Raw genomic sequence first — 15,955 nt, forward strand, 5'->3', positions numbered from 1 at the left:
GCATAACGAGCCCATTGCGCGCCAACGGACGAAAAAACCGAACGCTGGCAGCGAATTTTCCTATCGATCACCCCCTGCGCTCAGGGTTTGCCCTGGATGACACCCGCATCGAAGGCGTTGATCTGTTGCTTGAACGCCGTATTGTTGATGGGCTGCGCCAGATTGCCGGTGGCGGATACGCCCCCGCTGGAGACCCCGCCGCGATTGGCGCCGGGCGCATCCTGGGCCGGCGCCGTGGAAGGACCCTTGTTGGCGTTGCGCCCCTCGATGGCCTGCTGGGCCTTCTTGGTCAGCACGATGATGTCGATGCGCCGGTTGACCGGGTTGAGCGGATGCTCACGGTCGAAGGGCGCCGAAGCCGCGTAGCCGACGATCCGGGCCACCTGCTCGTCCGGATAACCGCCCGCTTCCAGGGCACGCCGCGCCGAGTTGGCCCGACCGGCGGACAGCTCCCAGTTGCTGAAATCGCCCTTGCCGACGTAGCGAGCGGCATCGGTATGGCCACTGATGCTGATCTTGTTCGGCACCTGGCGAATGGTGTCGGCCATGGCCAGCAGGATGTCCTCGAAATAGGGCTTCAGCCGCGGGCTGCCCGAATCGAACATCGAGCGATTGTCGGCATCGACGATCTGGATGCGCAGGCCGTCCTGGGTGATCTCCATCAGGATCTGGTCCTTGAACTTCTGCAGTTCCGGATTCTCGTTGATCTTGTTCTGCAACTCCTGCAGCAGCAGCTCCAGGCGCTGCTTCTCGACCTGCTCGGCGATCTTCTCCGCCTGGCTGGCATCCATTTTCTGCGCCTGCTGGCTCGGGTCCTTGTTCTGATCCTTCTGCGCCGCCGCATTCGGTTGGCGATCCGGCGCGGTATCCGGGGACTGGGTCGGATCGGGCTGCACACGGTTGGAGTCGTTGGGGTCGGCGCGCTCCTCCATGTCCGGATTGACCTTGTTCTGGGTCGAATCCGGCTGCGCTTGGATCTCGGGATTCAGGGTGCGGTCGGGTGCCGGCGTCGGGGTACCGCCGAGGTCGATGACGTAGGGACTGGCACTCTCGGTGAAGCCGATCGGGTCCTGGAAGTAGCCGGCGATGGCCTTCTTCTGCTCCGGGGTGGCCGAGGACATCAGCCAGAGCACCAGGAAGAACGCCATCATGGCGGTGGCGAAGTCGGCGAAGGCGATCTTCCAGGCGCCGCCGTGGTGGCCGGCGGCGCTCTTCTTGACGCGCTTGACGATGATCGGCTGGTTGTTGTCCATCAGCTGCCCCGCATCGCCTGCTCGAGTTCACTGAAGGACGGTCGGTGCGCGGGGAACAGCACCTTGCGGCCGAATTCCACGGCGACGGTGGGCGGCATGCCGCTGGCGGCGGCCACCAGGCAGGCCTTGATGGCTTCCAGCACGTTGAGCTCTTCCTTGGCGTCGTGCTCCAGGCAGGTCGCCAGCGGACCGAAGAAGCCGTAGGCCGCGAGAATACCGAGGAAGGTACCGACCAGGGCCGCGCCCACGTGGCCGCCGATGGCCGCCTGGTCGCCCTCGCCGAGCATGCCCATGGTGATCACGATCCCCAGTACCGCGGCGACGATGCCAAAGCCGGGCAGGCCGTCGGCGACTCGCGATACCGCATGGGACGGGTGCTCCAGTTCTTCCTTGATGCCCGCCAGCTCCATGTCGAACAGGCCCTCCAGCTCGTGGGGCGCCATGTTGCCGGAGGACATCAGCCGCAGGTAGTCGGCAATGTAGGCCGTCATCCGCTCATCCTTGAGGATGTTCGGGTATTTGCTGAAGATCGGGCTGGCCTTGGGGTCCTCGACGTCGGCCTCGATGGACATCATGCCCTCGCGCCGGCTCTTGTTGAGGATCTCGTAGAGCAGCTTCAGCACGTCCAGGTAGAAGGCGTGGGTGAAGCGGTTGCCGAACATCTTCAGCGACTTCTTGAACACCTGCATGAAGGTGCTGCCCGGGTTGGCCTGCAGAAAGGCCCCCAGCGCGGCACCGCCGATGATCAGCACCTCGAGCGGCTGGATGATCGCGGCGATCTTGCCATGCGCGAGGATGTAGCCGCCGAGGACAGCCGCGAATATCACGATGATGCCGATGATTTTTGCCATGGTTGGGAATACTGTGTGCTAAGGAAAGTTGAGCCGGGGATTTGCCCTCACGCCCCCTTTATCGGACCCGGCGTCCCGGACTGAAGGCCTTTCATCAAATTTCAAGGCGACCGTCGTATGTCCAGCCGCCCGAACACCGTCGAAGACTGGGTCAAGCATCTGGAAGGCGTGCGCCTGCCAGTGGCCACCAACACCGCCGAGCGTCTACGCCGCACCCTGGCCGATGGCCGGCTGGCGTTGCATGAGATAGCCGAACGACTCTGCGAGTCACCGCCCCTGGCGCTGGCCCTGCTGCGCGAGGCCAATCGTGGCCATGCCAGCCTGGGCGATCCGGCCGCCAGCCTCGAGGCCGTGCTCGGCCGCGTCGGCCTCGGCCCGGCGGAGTATCTGGTGGCCCGTCAGGCCAGCCTGGTCGAGGAGCGCCTGCCGCAACCACTGCGGCAGCTGTGCCTGGTCAGCCAGCACGCCATGACCCTGGGTCTCGGCCTGTTCGGCGTGCCCCTGGCGCGCCTCTGGCCGGACATCCGCCTGGCCGCCCTGCTGTTCCTGGCACCGCTCTGGCCGCTGGTTACCCGCTATCCGGAGCTGTTCGAGGAATGGGAGCGCCGGGTGCTGGGCGAAGGCGAGCCGGCGCTCAAGGTCGAACTCGACCTGCTGGGCGTTCCCGCCGTGCGCCTGTGCCAGGCACTGGCCCGCCACTGGCAACTGCCGGACTGGATCGTCGAGGGCTATCGCCTGCTCGACCAGGATCGCCGCCAGTTGGTCAAGGCCCTGCACATCGCCCATGCTGAGGATCCGCTGGAACAGCAGCACCGCCTCGACGAGGACCCGGAGCTGCGGCGCTGGCTGACCCACCCGGGCAACACCATCCTGCTGGCCAACGGCCTGGCCCTGGCCAGCCACCATGCCTGGAACGGCCCTCACACCCTGCGCTGGCAGCGCCTCAGCGCGCTCTACCTGCAGCTGCCGCTGGCACGCGTGCAGAGCCGCAGTCACGAACTCGCGGTCCAGGATGCCCAGCGGCATGCCCGCCCCGGCCTCTGGCACCCCGCCGAAGGCCTGCTCTGGCCACCCGGCGAACGCCGCCTCAAGCCGATCCCCAAGGTCCAGGTCGCCGCCGAAAGCCAGGCACAGCGCTGGCGCGGCCTGTGCGAGCAACTGCTGCACACGCCCAGTGCCTTCGCCACCCTGCCCCAGCTGTTCGACTGCGCGCGCCAGGCCCTGGTGGCCTGCGGCCTGCCGCGCCTGCTGCTGCTCACCCCCGACCGCACGGGGACGAAGGGCAATGTCCAGTTGCACCATGGCCTGGACGAAGCGGCCAGCCTGCAACTGGATATTGCCGGCCAGCCGCTGCTGGCCAAGCTGTTCGGCAACCCCGGGCAGTTGCGCATCGACGCCGCCAACCGGGCGCGCTTCGCCCCCCACCTGCCCACTGACCTGCGCCGGCTGTTCACCAGCGAACGCCTCTGGCTGCGCAGCCTGGGCTTCGGCGAACGGGTGGTGGTGCTGGCGGTGCTGGATACCGAGCTGGAGCCGGCGGACCCCCGCCGAACGGCGGCGCTGGACAAGACCTTCACTTGCATCGAGCGCGCCATCGCCACCTTCGGCAATCGTCCCAGAGCGCGGCCGACCTGACGCTGGGCGGCCAACCTCGGTACACTTGACCCTCTTCGGACTGACGGGAAATCCGCGATGCCCTTTTCCGCCCTGCCCCTGGTGATCGAACCGGCCGACCTCGCAGCGCGCCTGGATGCGCCCGAACTCATCCTGGTCGACCTCTGCAGCGCCGCCCACTACGCCGAGGGGCACCTGCCCGGTGCGCGCCATGTCGCGCCCGCCCGCACCCAGCTGGGAACCAAGCCGGCACCCGGCCTGCTGCCCGCGCAGGCGGACCTGGAGCAGCTGTTCGGCGAACTGGGCCAGCGCGGGGAAGCCGTCTACGTGGTCTACGACGACGAGGGCGGTGGCTGGGCCGGGCGTTTCATCTGGCTGCTCGACGTCATCGGCCATGGGCACTACCACTACCTCAACGGCGGCCGCCAGGGCTGGATCGCCGCCGGCCTGCCGCTGGAGACCGCCGCTCCCGCCCCCGCCGGCGGACCGGTGCCCCTGACCCTGCACGAGGAGCCCACCGCCACCCGCGCCTACCTGCAGAGCCGGCTGGGCGCCGAGGACCTGGCCATCTGGGACGCCCGCGGCGCCGACGAATACCGGGGCGAGAAGGTGCTGACCGCCCGCGGTGGTCACATTCCCGGGGCGATCAACCTCGAGTGGACCGCCGGCATGGACCCCGCGCGCCAGTTGCGCATCCGGGAGGATCTGGCCGCCGAACTCGAGCGCCTGGGCATCACCCGTGACAAGGAAATCGTCACCCACTGCCAGACCCACCACCGATCCGGCTTCACCTACCTCGCGGCCAAGGCCCTGGGCTACCCGCGCGTGAAGGCCTATGCCGGCTCCTGGGGCGAATGGGGCAACCACCCAGACACGCCCATCGAATGATCGCCAAGGACACCCCATGAAACTGCAAGACCGTCTGTTCATCCTGGCCCAGCACCTGCTGCCCCACCACCTGCTGTCGCGGATGATCGGCGGCTTCGCCGAGTGCCGCGCGCCCTGGTTCAAGGACCGCCTGATCCGCTGGTTCGTGCGCCACTACGACGTGGACATGCGCCAGGCCCTGGTGGAAGAACCCACGGCCTACGAGAACTTCAACGCCTTCTTCACCCGCGCCCTCAAGGCCGATGCCCGCCCGCTGCCGGTCGAGCCCGGCGTGGTGGTCAGCCCCAGCGACGGCGCCATCAGCCAGCTCGGCCGCATCGAACATGGCCGCATCTTCCAGGCCAAGGGCCACAGCTACAGCCTGCTGGAGCTGCTCGGCGGCGATGGCCTGCGCGCCGCGCCCTTCATGGGCGGCCATTTCGCCACCATCTACCTGTCGCCCAAGGACTACCACCGGGTGCACATGCCGTTCACCGGCACCCTTCGGGAAATGGTCTACGTTCCCGGGCGCATCTTCTCGGTCAACCAGCTCACCGCCGAGAACGTGCCCGAGCTGTTCGCCCGCAACGAGCGGGTGGTCTGCATCTTCGACACCGCGGTGGGTCCCATGGCGGTCATCCTGGTGGGTGCCATGATCGTCGCCAGCATCGAGACGGTATGGGCCGGCCTGGTCACGCCGCCCAAGCGTGAACTCAAGCGTTTCGCCTACGACGAGGCGGCGCGGGCACCCATCACCCTGCGCACCGGCGACGAGTTGGGTCGCTTCAAGCTGGGCTCTACCGCCATCGTCCTGTTCGGACCCGAGGCGGTGAACTGGTCCGCTGAACTCGGCGCCCTGTCCACCGTCAACATGGGGCAACTGCTCGGCGTTCCTGCCGCGCCCACCCCATCGACCACCGTTTCCGAGCCTGGGCCTCTCGTCTAGATGCGCGGTTCATTGCCCATCGAAAGAGGAGTACGAACGGCGAATGGATAGCAAAAGGCCACAGCTCATGTTGCGGGTACCGACGCCCGACCAGCGCAGCCTGACGTTCTGTGACGCTACGCCAGCCGGCCTCAAGCGCTGGCTGGACCAGTTGCCCCGGGCCAAGCTCGGCGAATTCGCACGGCTGCTCTACCAGGGCCTGCTCGAACTCAACCGCCTGATGCTCACGGCAGAGGCGCGGCTGCGTCTGCTGGAGGCCCTGCGGCCGGACGTGCAACGGGTTTGCCAGTTGCTCGAACGCCACGTGCTCAACCAGGCCATCGTGCTCGACGAGCGCTCGCGCAAGGTGGCGAATCTCTGCCAGGCGCTGCAGAACCTGCTGGCCGCCGGCTACAAGCTGATCGTGGTCGAGGAAAGCGAACGCGGCACCCTGCTGGCCACTGCCATCCAGCGCGCGCTGCGCGCCCTGCTCGGCCCGCTGATTCGCGCCGCGCAACTCTATACGCCGGTCCACGACAACCTCTGGCTGGAGCTGCACCAGCTCTACCGCCTGGCGGTGACCACGGGGGTGCACAATCAGAAGGTCCGCGACGAGCTGCTGCCAGGCGATGGCAGCCAGACCATCACCCAGGCCTATTGCGCCGCCCTCCTGTTCGGCGCCGCGCGTTGCAACCAGCTGCGCCAGAGCCATATCGCCCAGCTCACCCTGCACCTGGACGACTGGGCCAACCTGGTCCGCCTGCAGGGTCCCGAGCAGAACGGCACCCTGATGGTGGTGGCGCCACAGATCGATGCCCCGCCGCGCTACCGCTCGCTGTTGCGCGAAACCAACCTCAGTGGCCTGCTGGGCCTCGCCCCGCAGCAACTGGTCCAGGCCATCGAGGACTATCTCGCCCTGGCGCCCGAACAGCGCCCCCGGGCCCGCCTGCCGGTGCATGGCGACCTGTCCCTCGACCTGCTGCAGCATCTGGTCGGGGCCTGGGGTCAGGAAGCCGATCGCGCCTTCCAGCGCATGCCCGGACAGGGCCAGGTACAGGTCTGCATCGGCATGAGCGCCCTGCACTACCAGCTCTCCGGCGGCCAGGCCTTCACCGACACCCTGCGCCAGTCCACGCCGCGGGCGCCCGATGCCTTCGCTCCGAAACCCAAGGAAGACGTCTGGTCGCTGGCCTTCGACGCCGATATCCGGACCTCCGACGCCCTCGACTGGAACGCCGGGGCCATGGAAGAAATCCACTACGACGTCCTGCCCGGCGACAGCGAGGCGGCCAGTCCTGCCTTTCCGATCCATTCCGTCCAGGTGGTCAACCACAGTCCGGGCGGCTATTGCCTGAGCTGGGGTGGCGAGGTGCCCGAGCAACTCCAGGCCGGTGAACTGCTCGGCGTGAAACTGCCCGAGGATCGCAACTGGGGCCCCGGCGTGGTGCGCTGGGTACGCCAGGTCCCCGGCAGCGGCACCCAGATGGGCGTCGAACTGCTGGCCCCTACCGCCCGGCCCTGCGGCCTGCAACTGCTGCGCAAGGCCGAGCAGAACAGCCAGTACCTACGCGCCCTGCTGCTGCCCGAGATCAAGGCCATCGACCAGGCACCGACCCTGATCGCGCCGCGCCTGCCCTTCCAGGAGGGCAGCAAGGTGCAGATCAACCAGCAGGGCGACGAACAGCGCGGCATGCTCGACCGGCGCCGCAGCATGACCGTCAGCTTCAGCGTCTTCGAGTATCACCTGCTGGAGCAGAGCGCGCCGCAACCCTCTGGAGTGCCGTCCGGCGGACCTGGGGTCCGTCAGGAAGAAGACTTTGACTCCCTGTGGAAGTCTCTGTAGTTTCAGAGAATTATCGTTATCGCCAAGGTGCGAGTAGACCATGGCTTCCGAACACAGTGCGATCCGCCTGTTGCTGCTCGAAGCATCGCAGAACGAGGCAGAACGCCTGGTAAGCCTGTTTCGTAATGCCGGCCGGGCCACCCGTGCCCACCGCCTCGCCGATCCGGCCGGGTTCGAGGAACTCCTGACCCAGTCCTGGGACCTCGCCATCCTCGCGGCGCCCTCCGAAGAACTCGATCCCGCCGCGGCGCTCGCCCTGTTGCGCCAGCGCGCGCCGCGACTCGCCGTCATCCAGCGCGTCCACCCGGACGATCCCGATGCCGTGGTCAGCGCCCTGCGTCAGGGAGCCCGCGATGCCATCGCCACCGATAACGACGAACACCTGCTGCTGGCCAGCCTACGTGAATTGGGCAACCTGGCCGACCGCCAGGAGCGCAGCCGCCTGGAACAGGCTCTGGCCGAAGCCGAACAACGCTGCCAGCTGCTCCTGGCCAATGCCGTGGACGCGGTCGCCTACGTCCACGAAGGCCTGCACATCCACGTCAACTCGGCCTACGTGGAACTGCTGGGCTATCCGAGCGCGGACGACCTGGAAATCACCCCGCTGATGGATCTCATCGCGCCTGCCGACCAGCCGGCATTGCGCGAGGCCTTTCGCCAGTTGCGCGACAGCCCCAGCGCCTGCGAACTGGACTGCCAGTGCGTCCGCCACGACGGCAGCCTGATCGATGTCAACCTGCGACTGGCACCGGCGATCTATCTCGACGAACCCTGCGTGCAACTGCACCTGCGCGAAGAGCGTGCGGTGCCCGAATCCCTCGAGGAGCAGCTGCGCGAGGTCCGCTCCCAGGACGTCCTGACCGGCCTGATCAACCGCGGGCGCATGCTCGACCTGCTGGAAGACGCCCTGGAACGCGCCCGGCTCGGCGCGCCGGCCAGCTTCGCCTACCTCACCATCGACCGCTATCCGGCACTGCTGGCGGAGCTGGGCATCGGCGCTATGGACGAGCTGCTGGTGGCGCTGGCCGACCGCCTGCGCGAGCACTTCGGCACCCTGGCGACCCTGGCCCGCTTCGCCGACGATGCCTTCGCCGCCCTGCTGCCCCAGGCGGCCGACGCCAGCCTGGATACGGCCTTCGAGCGCCTGCTCGGCCGCCAGGAACGCCTGCCGCTGACCATCGCCGGCCGGGCCCTGGCCATCAGCTACTCCATCGGCGTGGTCGGCCTGGATACCCACGTCAAGAGCGCCGGCGACCTGGTCGACCGGGCCCACCGTTCCGCGCGCCAGATCGCCCAGCGCGGCGGCAACGCCTGCAAACGCTACGACCCGGCGGAAGAGCTGGCGGCCGCCGCCAATCGCGGCAACCTGGTGGCCATGGTCAAGCAGGCGCTACAACAGAACAGCTTCCGCCTGCTGTTCCAGCCGGTGATCGGCCTGCGCGGCGGCAGCCACGAGTACTACGAAGCCCTGCTGCGGCTGATCAATCCGCAGGGCGAGGAGGTCTCGCCGACCGAATTCGCCCGCACCGCACGGGACAGCGGCCTGAGCGGGCAGATCGACCGCTGGGTGATCAACCAGGCGGTCCGCCAGCTGGGCGAGCATCGGGCACGCGGGCATGGCACGCGGATCTTCGTGCATCTGTCGGGTGCGACCCTGGACGACCTGGAATTGCTGCCCTGGCTGGCCAAGACCCTGCAAAACCAGAACCTGGCCGCCGAGGCGGTGATCTTCCAACTCACCGAAGACGACCTGCTGGCCAATCCGACCCAGGGGCTGGCCATGGTCCAGCGCCTGCGCCGCCAGGGCCACCAGGTCGCCGTCAGCGGCTTCGCCGGCAGCAGCCAACCGCTGGCCGCGCTACGCCTGCTGGTGCCGGACTACGCCAAGCTCTCCAGCACGCTGATCCGCGACCTGGGCCAGCCGGAACACCAGGAGCGACTCAAGGCCATGGTCGCCGAGCTGAATGCGCAGAGCGTCCTGACCATCGCGCCCTTCGTCGAGAGCGCCAGCGTGCTGGCACAGCTCTGGCAGGTCGGGGTGCACTTCATCCAGGGCTACTACCTGCAGGAGCCCAGCCAGGCGATGGACTACGAGTTCCAGGCCGAATAATGGCCGTGCCGAGACACCTTCGTTATCGCGGCCATGGGCCGCTCCTACAAGCTCAGGCACAGCTGTAGGAGCGGCCCATGGCCGCGATCTGGTGTTTCAACCGCGAGTCAGCCCAGGGTATGGCGATCTTCCACGCCCAACAGATAGAGCACCCCGTCCAACCCCAGCACACTCACCGACTGGCGGGCGGACTGGCGCACCAGGGGCTTGGCCCGGAAGGCCACGCCCAGGCCAGCCAGGGCCAGCATCGGCAGGTCGTTGGCGCCATCGCCCACGGCGATGGTCTGGGCCAGCTCCAGGCCCTCACGGCTGGCCAGCTCACGCAGCAGGTCGGCCTTGCGCTGGGCATCGACGATGGGTTCCACCGCCCGCCCCGTCACCTTGCCGTCGATGATCTCCAGCTCGTTGGCATAGACGTAATCGATGCCCAGCCGCGCCTGCACCTGGCGGGCGAAATAGGTGAAGCCGCCGGAGAGGATGGCGGTCTTGTAGCCCAGGCGCTTCAACTCGGCGAACAGCCGCTCGGCGCCCTCAGTCAGGCGCAACTGCGCACCGATGTCTTCCAGGACGTCCTCGGACAGGCCCTGCAGCAATGCCATGCGCTCGGTGAAACTGGCGCGGAAGTCGATCTCGCCGCGCATGGCGCGCTCGGTGATGGCCGCCACCCGCTCGCCGATGCCGGCGGCCTTGGCCAGTTCGTCGATGACCTCCGCCTGGATCAGGGTGCTGTCCATGTCGAACACCGCCAGGCGGCGATGCTGGCGCGGCAGCTCGTCCGGCTGCCAGCCGATGTCGGCCTGGCCTTCCTGCGCCAGCTCCAGCAGCGCGGCGCGCCAGGCCTGGGCATCGTGCGGCTCGCCCGTGACACGCAGTTCCAGCGCGGCGCGCTCGGTCGAACCCGGCTCGCTCAGGGCGCGGATGGCCTGGATACTCAGGCCCTGCGCACGGCAGAGTGCGCTCAGCCGGGTCAGCGGCAGAGCGGCCAGGGTACGCCCCATCAAGGTCAGTACGTGGGGAACGCCAGTGTCCGGCGCGGGGTGCGCCAGGGGCGCCACCTGCAAACCCAGCGCCTGCAGGGCCTGGACCAGCGCGGTGCCAGTGGCGGCGGGGCTGATCAGCAAGGTCACGGCGGCGCCGCCACCCAGGCCCTGTTGCTGCAGCGACTCCAGCCGGGCACCGGCCGCGGCCAGGGCGCCGGCGAGGGCAGCCAGCCAGTCGGCGGGCAGCGTGCCCACGGCCTGAAGTCCGATAACGTCTTGCATGGCGATCCCCTCGGCGAAAAGCGCGCAGTCTACCCTTTCGCCCGGGCGGTGCCGAGCCGGGCACGCCGGCCGGCGGAGAGAGTCCACCGCCGGCCTTATTTGCGGGCGAGGACCCGCATTCGCCGTTTTCGCCCTCCGACCCGCTGGTTATACTGGCCGCACACTTTTTGTCCAAAGAAACGATTTCTGTGACCCGCCCCGCGACCGTCAAGCCCGATAATTTCTTCCTGCTGATCTACCGAGCCCTGCGCCAGCGTCGTGTGCCGGTGGCCTTGCGCATCGTTTCCCACAGTCTACTGCTGGTGGCCGCCGCCCTGGTGATCTATGCCGGCATCATGAGCATGCAGTTCCGCCACGCCATGCAGCAGCAGGCCGATGCCCTCGGCCAGAGCCTGGTGACCCAGACTGCCAACTCCGCCGCCGAGTTGCTGGTGGCCAACGACAACCTCAGCCTCAACGTGCTGCTCGGCAACCTGGCGCGCAATCCGCTGGTGGCCCATGCCGCGGTCTACAGCCCCGACAACCGGGTGCTCGCCGAATCCGGCACCCGCCCGAGCCAGGGCCTGCTGACCGCCACCGACGGCATCTACAGTACGCCGATCCGCTTCCAGGACGTCACCGCCGGCCAGGTCCGCCTGGCGCTGGACATGGACCAGTTCCAGCAGCCGATGATGATCAGTCTGCAGAACATGGGCCTGCTCGGCCTGATCCTGCTGGCCCTGACGCTGATCCTCAGCCTGCGCCTGGGGCGCCAGCTGTCGACCCCGCTGCTGGAGCTGCGCGTCTGGCTGCGCGATCCCGACGATCCGGCACCGGGCGCCGGGCGTCTCGACGAACTGGGCGACCTGGCCCGCCAGCTGCAGAGCCGGCTGGTCCCGCCCAAACCGCCAAAGGCGGAGGCCGCCGCGGACGACGATCCCTTTGCCGACGAAGCGGGGGGCCTGAGCGTCAAGCCGCCCCCGGTGCGCAAGGCCGCGGCCGCCAAGCCAGCCGTGCGCAAGCCGGCTGCACCGGCGCAGCCGGAGAGCGACGAGCTGGACGCCGATGCCTTCGCCGATCTGGTCCCGGAGTCCTTCACCGAGCCGCCACCCACCCCGGCCCCGGCGCTGCCCACCGAACCCGACATCGTCACCTCTGCCGTGCTGGCCATCCAGCTCGGTGCCCAGGACCAGCTCAGCCGCCTGCCCCGCAGCCGGTTGGAAGAGCTGCTCGGTCGCTACCGCGATTGCCTGCAGCAGGCCACCGAGCTCTACGACGGCGAGCTGCACACCCTCAAGGACGGTGGCAGCCTGATCCTCTTCCACGAACGCAGCGACGACGACGACTACCTGACCCGTGCCCTCTGCTGCGGCGAGATCATGCGTGCCCTGGGTCACGCCTTGCAGGTGGAAGTGATAGGGAGCGGTGCAACCCTGCAGCTGCAACTCGGTCTGACCCAGGGTGAACGTCTCGCTGGCCTGGAACTCGCCCAATTGCTGGACAACACCACCGTACGCAACGCCCAGACCCTGAGCCGCCACAGTCGCAACCTGCTGCTGGTCGAACAGAGCATCGCCGAGGACGAGCTGCTGCGAAAACGCGCCCGCATCCGCACCATCGCGAGTCCCGCGGGTGCCAGTTGCGTGGAACGCCTCCTGGAACCCTACTCCGCGACGCTGGAGCGTCATCTGGTCCGGCTCGAGGCGCGTTAAAGCGCCCACCGACCCCACCTATGAGCGCCCTATCGCCCCGTCTCGCCTTCGCCGCGCTGTTGCTGGTGGCTTGCGTCGCCCAGGCGGCGCCCAACGCGAGCAGCGTGAGGTTGCCCGATGGCGGGGTCTACACCGGCGAGATCGTCAGTGGCCTGCTCAATGGCAGCGGCCGCATCGAATGGCCCAACGGCAACTGGCTCAAGGGCCGCTTCAAGGACGGCCTGGCCGAAGGCCCCGGCGAACAGCAATTCGCCGACGGCACCTACTACCAGGGCACCTTCCGCCGCGGGCTCTACCACGGCCAGGGCAACCTCATCAGCAGCAGCGGCTGGGAATACCACGGCAGCTTCATCAACGGCCGCATGCAGGGCCAGGGCTCCAAGCTCGACAGCGACGGCACCCAGACCATCGGCACCTTCAACGACGGCCACCTCAATGGCGTCGGCCAGTGGCAGGAGCCGGGCGGTGACCGCTACGACGGGGAATTCGTCGACGACCAGTTCGAGGGTGCTGGTGTCTACCGCAGCGCCGGCGGCGATCTCTGGCGCGGCCGTTTCAGCGGCGGCGAACTGACCGGCAACGGCGAATTCGTCGGCAGCGATGGCAGCCAGTACCGCGGTGCCTTCCGCAACTGGAAGTTCGATGGCCAGGGGGTGCTCACCAACAGCGACGGCAGCATCTACCGCGGCAGCTTCGCCGATGGCGTCTACGCCGGTGCGGGCGTCCTCACCCGTGCCGACGGCCAGCTCGAGCGCGGTCTCTGGGAAGGCGGCAAGCGCATCCGCGACGACCAGGGCCAGTACATCGCCGATCCCCTGGAACGCGCCCTGCTCGACCAGGGCAAGGTCCTCGAACAGGAACTGCAGCAGATTCCCGCCTCCACCCCCGCCACCGAACTCTATGGCCTGGTGCTGGCCGGCGACGGCAACCAGGGGGTGTTCCAGCGCGAAGCCAACTACGTGGCCAACTTCATGACCACCACCTGGGGGGCCCGCGGCGTCGTCCACCTGATCAACGCCAAGGACATCCGCAGCGATCACCCGCTGGCCACCCGCGAGAATCTCTACCAGAGCCTGCAGACCCTGGCCCAGCGCACCGGACCGGAAGACCTCATCGTCATCTACCTGACCAGCCATGGTTCGGCCGATCACCAGCTGGTGCTCGACGAGCCCGGCCTGGACCTCTCCAGCCTGCCCGCGGCGGAACTCGGCCGCCTGCTCGCGCCGCTGCGCGGCCGCGACAAGCTGGTGATCGTCTCCGCCTGCTACAGCGGCGGCTTCATCCCGCAGCTGCAGGACGATCATACCCTGGTGATGACCGCCTCCAAGGCCGATCGCACTTCCTTCGGCTGTACCGACGAAGCCGATTTCACCTATTTCGGCCGCGCCCTCTTCGCCGAGGCCTTCCAGCATACCGACGATCCCGAGCAGGCCTTCCAGCGTGCCCGCGATACGGTCTCGGTGCGCGAGAAGACCGAAGGCTTCGACCCGTCCGAGCCCCAGCTGTGGGCCCCGCCCGCCGTGCTGCAGAAGTGGCGTGCCTGGCGCGCGAGTCGCTGAGTGCACTTCTTGCCGGCGGCCTTGACGAACAACCGGAACGTCCGCGGTCCAACTCGGCAGAAGTGGCCGCCGCTACCAAGGAGAGCCCCGTGTACCTGACGCCTCAGCATGCCCTCATCGCCGGCGCCACTGGCCTGACCGGCGAACATCTGCTCGACCGGCTGCTCAACGAGCCGACGGTACCCCGCGTCCTGGCGCCCACGCGTCGGCCACTGGCGGAACACGTGCGCCTGGACAACCCGGTCGGTGACCTCAACAGCCTGCTGCCGACCCTGGAAGGCCCTCTCGACGTGGCCTTCTGCTGTCTCGGCACCACCATGAAACAGGCCGGCTCCGAAGCCGCCTTTCGTGCGGTGGACTACGGCCTGCCCCTGGCGGTCGGTCAGCGCGCCCTGGAACTGGGGGCCCGCCACTACATCGTGGTCAGCGCCATCGGCGCCGATCCGCAGTCGTCGATCTTCTACAACAAGGTCAAGGGTGAGCTGGAAGAAGCGCTGCGCGCTCAGGGCTGGACCCAGCTGACCCTCGCCCGCCCCTCGTTGCTGATCGGCCAGCGCCAGGAAGAGCGGCTGGGCGAGCGCCTGGCCGCGCCCCTGTCGCAGTGGCTGCCAGGCAAGTGGCACGGCATCGAGGCCGCCGTCCTGGCCCGCGCCCTCTGGCGCCTGGCCCTCGAAGAGGGCAAGGGCGTGCGGGTGGTGGAATCGGACGAGTTGCGCAAGCTGGGACGCTGAGAGCGCCGCTCGGGACTCTGGAGCGCCTTCCATCGCGGTCATGGACCGCTCCTACAGATAGCGCCTGGGACGGTCGATCACGATTTCCGGAAGCGTATCAACGACACGGATAACCCTCTCCCCGCGGAAGGAGGCCACTTCGCAACGACGCATCCAGTGGCAAAGGCTGCGCCGTTTTCCACGCTACGGTGCTACTGATACAGCCATACCTCCGGTGTTATCGCGGCCATGGGCCGCTCCTACAGGAGTATCCGTACCTTTAGGAGCGGCCCATGGCCGCGCTCCCTCTCAACCCCCTCACGCCGGCTGGGCCAGCACCATCTGGTCGGCCTCCAGCACTAGCCAGTCATGCAGGGCGCGTAGCCGCGGATCGGCCAGGGCGCCCTGGGCATAGAGCAGCATGTACCTCTTGTGCGCCGGTACCGAACGGCCGAAGGGCGGCACCACCAGCGCGCCCCGCGCCAGCTCGTCGGTGATCAGCGCCCGGCGGGCGATGGCAACGCCCATACCGGCGATGGCCGCCTCGATGGTCAGGTGGTTGCGGTTGAAGGTATGACCGCGGCGCACGTCCAGCGCTGGTGCGCCGATGCTGGCCAGATAGAACTCCCATTCGGCGTATTCGTAGCTGCCACGCCAGGCGGTGATGTCGTGCAGCAACGGATAGAACTCCAGGTCCTCCGGTCGCTCCAGCGGCGGTCGCCCGGCCAGCAGACTCGGCGCACAGACCGGAAAGATCTCCTCTTCCATCAGGGGCGTCGAGGCCAGGCCCGGATAGCTGCCGTCGTTGAGGTCGATGGCCAGGTCGAATTCCCCCTCGCGCAGCGACCAACTGCTGTCTTCCGCCACCAGCCGCAACTGCAGATCGGGAAAGCGCTCCTGCAGCCGCGGCAGGCGCGGCGTCAGCCATTTGCCGAGGAAGGAGGGAATCGACCTCAGCCGCACCACCCCACCGAACTGGCCAGCGTTCAATCGCCGCAACTCGGCGTCGATCAGCCCATAGGCCTGGTTAAGGGTGGTCGCCAGGCGCTGGCCTTCGGCGGTCAGTTCCAGGCCCCGCGCCACCCGATGGAACAGCTTGAAGCCCAGGCGCTCTTCCAGCTGGCGCATCTGCTGGCTGATGGCGCCGGGCGTCACGTGCAGCTCTTCGGCGCAGCGCGTGAAGGAGAGATGCCGGGCGGCGCAGGCGAAGACCTGCAGCCAGGCTTGGGTTTGGGCGTTGAGGATCCGGCTCATCGATGAGTTCCGCTAA

Annotated in this window: 12 protein-coding genes; 8 read left to right on the top strand and 4 right to left on the bottom strand. The window is 68.0% G+C overall.

All coding sequences use genetic code 11. From position 1 onward, the window contains the following. Positions 1 to 80: 80 nt before the first annotated feature. Positions 81 to 1,253 carry a flagellar motor protein MotB gene (locus tag RND78_RS20790; protein WP_312731813.1) on the bottom strand — a complete coding sequence of 391 codons (1,173 nt, stop codon included), beginning with the start codon at positions 1,251 to 1,253 and terminating at the stop codon, positions 81 to 83. Then, entirely contained in the window at positions 1,253 to 2,104 is an 852-nt protein-coding gene (gene motA, locus RND78_RS20795) for a flagellar motor stator protein MotA (RefSeq protein WP_027598848.1), read from the bottom strand. The genes RND78_RS20790 and motA overlap by 1 nt, the downstream gene beginning before the upstream one ends. A 117-nt stretch (positions 2,105 to 2,221) precedes the next feature. On the opposite strand from motA, the gene RND78_RS20800 reads away from it, so the two are divergent. From RND78_RS20800 to RND78_RS20820, 5 genes are read left to right on the top strand one after another with little or no spacing between them, the layout of a single operon-like run. Next, positions 2,222 to 3,739: an HDOD domain-containing protein gene (locus RND78_RS20800; protein ID WP_312731815.1), complete on the top strand. Its 1,518-nt coding sequence runs from the start codon at positions 2,222 to 2,224 to the stop codon at positions 3,737 to 3,739. 57 nt (positions 3,740 to 3,796) lie between these two features. Next, the gene (locus RND78_RS20805; protein ID WP_312731816.1) at positions 3,797 to 4,606 is read left to right on the top strand and encodes a rhodanese-like domain-containing protein; all 810 of its coding nucleotides are present in this window, start codon (positions 3,797 to 3,799) and stop codon (positions 4,604 to 4,606) included. 16 nt (positions 4,607 to 4,622) lie between these two features. Beyond that, a complete protein-coding gene (asd, locus tag RND78_RS20810; protein WP_312731817.1) occupies positions 4,623 to 5,531 on the top strand; it encodes an archaetidylserine decarboxylase in 909 nt (302 codons plus the stop codon). A gap of 43 nt (positions 5,532 to 5,574) precedes the next feature. Next, a complete protein-coding gene (locus tag RND78_RS20815; protein WP_409457090.1) occupies positions 5,575 to 7,353 on the top strand; it encodes a molecular chaperone in 1,779 nt (592 codons plus the stop codon). Positions 7,354 to 7,393: 40 nt separating this feature from the next. Beyond that, positions 7,394 to 9,463, top strand: coding sequence for an EAL domain-containing protein (locus RND78_RS20820; protein ID WP_312731818.1), 2,070 nt, complete (start codon positions 7,394 to 7,396; stop codon positions 9,461 to 9,463). A 107-nt stretch (positions 9,464 to 9,570) separates the two neighbouring features. Here the strand turns inward: RND78_RS20820 and serB are convergent, their stop codons facing one another. After that, the gene (gene serB, locus RND78_RS20825; protein ID WP_312731819.1) at positions 9,571 to 10,725 is read right to left on the bottom strand and encodes a phosphoserine phosphatase SerB; all 1,155 of its coding nucleotides are present in this window, start codon (positions 10,723 to 10,725) and stop codon (positions 9,571 to 9,573) included. A gap of 188 nt (positions 10,726 to 10,913) precedes the next feature. Here serB and RND78_RS20830 point away from each other — a divergent pair, with 188 nt between their 5' ends. From RND78_RS20830 to RND78_RS20840, 3 genes are all read left to right on the top strand, one after another. Next, entirely contained in the window at positions 10,914 to 12,416 is a 1,503-nt protein-coding gene (locus RND78_RS20830; RefSeq protein ID WP_312731820.1) for an AhpA/YtjB family protein, read from the top strand. A gap of 20 nt (positions 12,417 to 12,436) precedes the next feature. Next, positions 12,437 to 13,975 carry a C13 family peptidase gene (locus RND78_RS20835; RefSeq protein WP_312731821.1) on the top strand — a complete coding sequence of 513 codons (1,539 nt, stop codon included), beginning with the start codon at positions 12,437 to 12,439 and terminating at the stop codon, positions 13,973 to 13,975. Positions 13,976 to 14,064: 89 nt separating this feature from the next. Continuing rightward, positions 14,065 to 14,706, top strand: a complete 642-nt coding sequence (locus RND78_RS20840) for an oxidoreductase (protein WP_312731822.1) — start codon at positions 14,065 to 14,067, stop codon at positions 14,704 to 14,706. Between the two features lie 297 nt (positions 14,707 to 15,003). Here RND78_RS20840 and RND78_RS20845 read toward each other — a convergent pair whose 3' ends face one another. Then, complete coding sequence (locus tag RND78_RS20845) at positions 15,004 to 15,939, bottom strand: LysR substrate-binding domain-containing protein (protein WP_295460281.1); 936 nt, start codon at positions 15,937 to 15,939, stop codon at positions 15,004 to 15,006. Between the last annotated feature and the right edge of the window lie 16 nt (positions 15,940 to 15,955).

The organism is Pseudomonas oryzihabitans (genome assembly GCF_032027545.1).
GTDB classification, from domain to species: domain Bacteria; phylum Pseudomonadota; class Gammaproteobacteria; order Pseudomonadales; family Pseudomonadaceae; genus Chryseomonas; species Chryseomonas oryzihabitans_F.

Bases quoted from the DNA above. Each gene is read 5' to 3' on its own strand.
- RND78_RS20845 (WP_295460281.1), bottom strand. From the start codon at position 15,939: ATGAGCCGGATCCTCAACGCCCAAACCCAAGCCTGGCTGCAGGTCTTC.
- RND78_RS20805 (WP_312731816.1), top strand. From the start codon at position 3,797: ATGCCCTTTTCCGCCCTGCCCCTGGTGATCGAACCGGCCGACCTCGCA.
- serB (WP_312731819.1), bottom strand. From the start codon at position 10,725: ATGCAAGACGTTATCGGACTTCAGGCCGTGGGCACGCTGCCCGCCGAC.
- RND78_RS20790 (WP_312731813.1), bottom strand. From the start codon at position 1,253: ATGGACAACAACCAGCCGATCATCGTCAAGCGCGTCAAGAAGAGCGCC.
- RND78_RS20815 (WP_409457090.1), top strand. From the start codon at position 5,575: ATGGATAGCAAAAGGCCACAGCTCATGTTGCGGGTACCGACGCCCGAC.
- RND78_RS20835 (WP_312731821.1), top strand. From the start codon at position 12,437: ATGAGCGCCCTATCGCCCCGTCTCGCCTTCGCCGCGCTGTTGCTGGTG.
- asd (WP_312731817.1), top strand. From the start codon at position 4,623: ATGAAACTGCAAGACCGTCTGTTCATCCTGGCCCAGCACCTGCTGCCC.
- RND78_RS20800 (WP_312731815.1), top strand. From the start codon at position 2,222: ATGTCCAGCCGCCCGAACACCGTCGAAGACTGGGTCAAGCATCTGGAA.
- RND78_RS20820 (WP_312731818.1), top strand. From the start codon at position 7,394: ATGGCTTCCGAACACAGTGCGATCCGCCTGTTGCTGCTCGAAGCATCG.
- motA (WP_027598848.1), bottom strand. From the start codon at position 2,104: ATGGCAAAAATCATCGGCATCATCGTGATATTCGCGGCTGTCCTCGGC.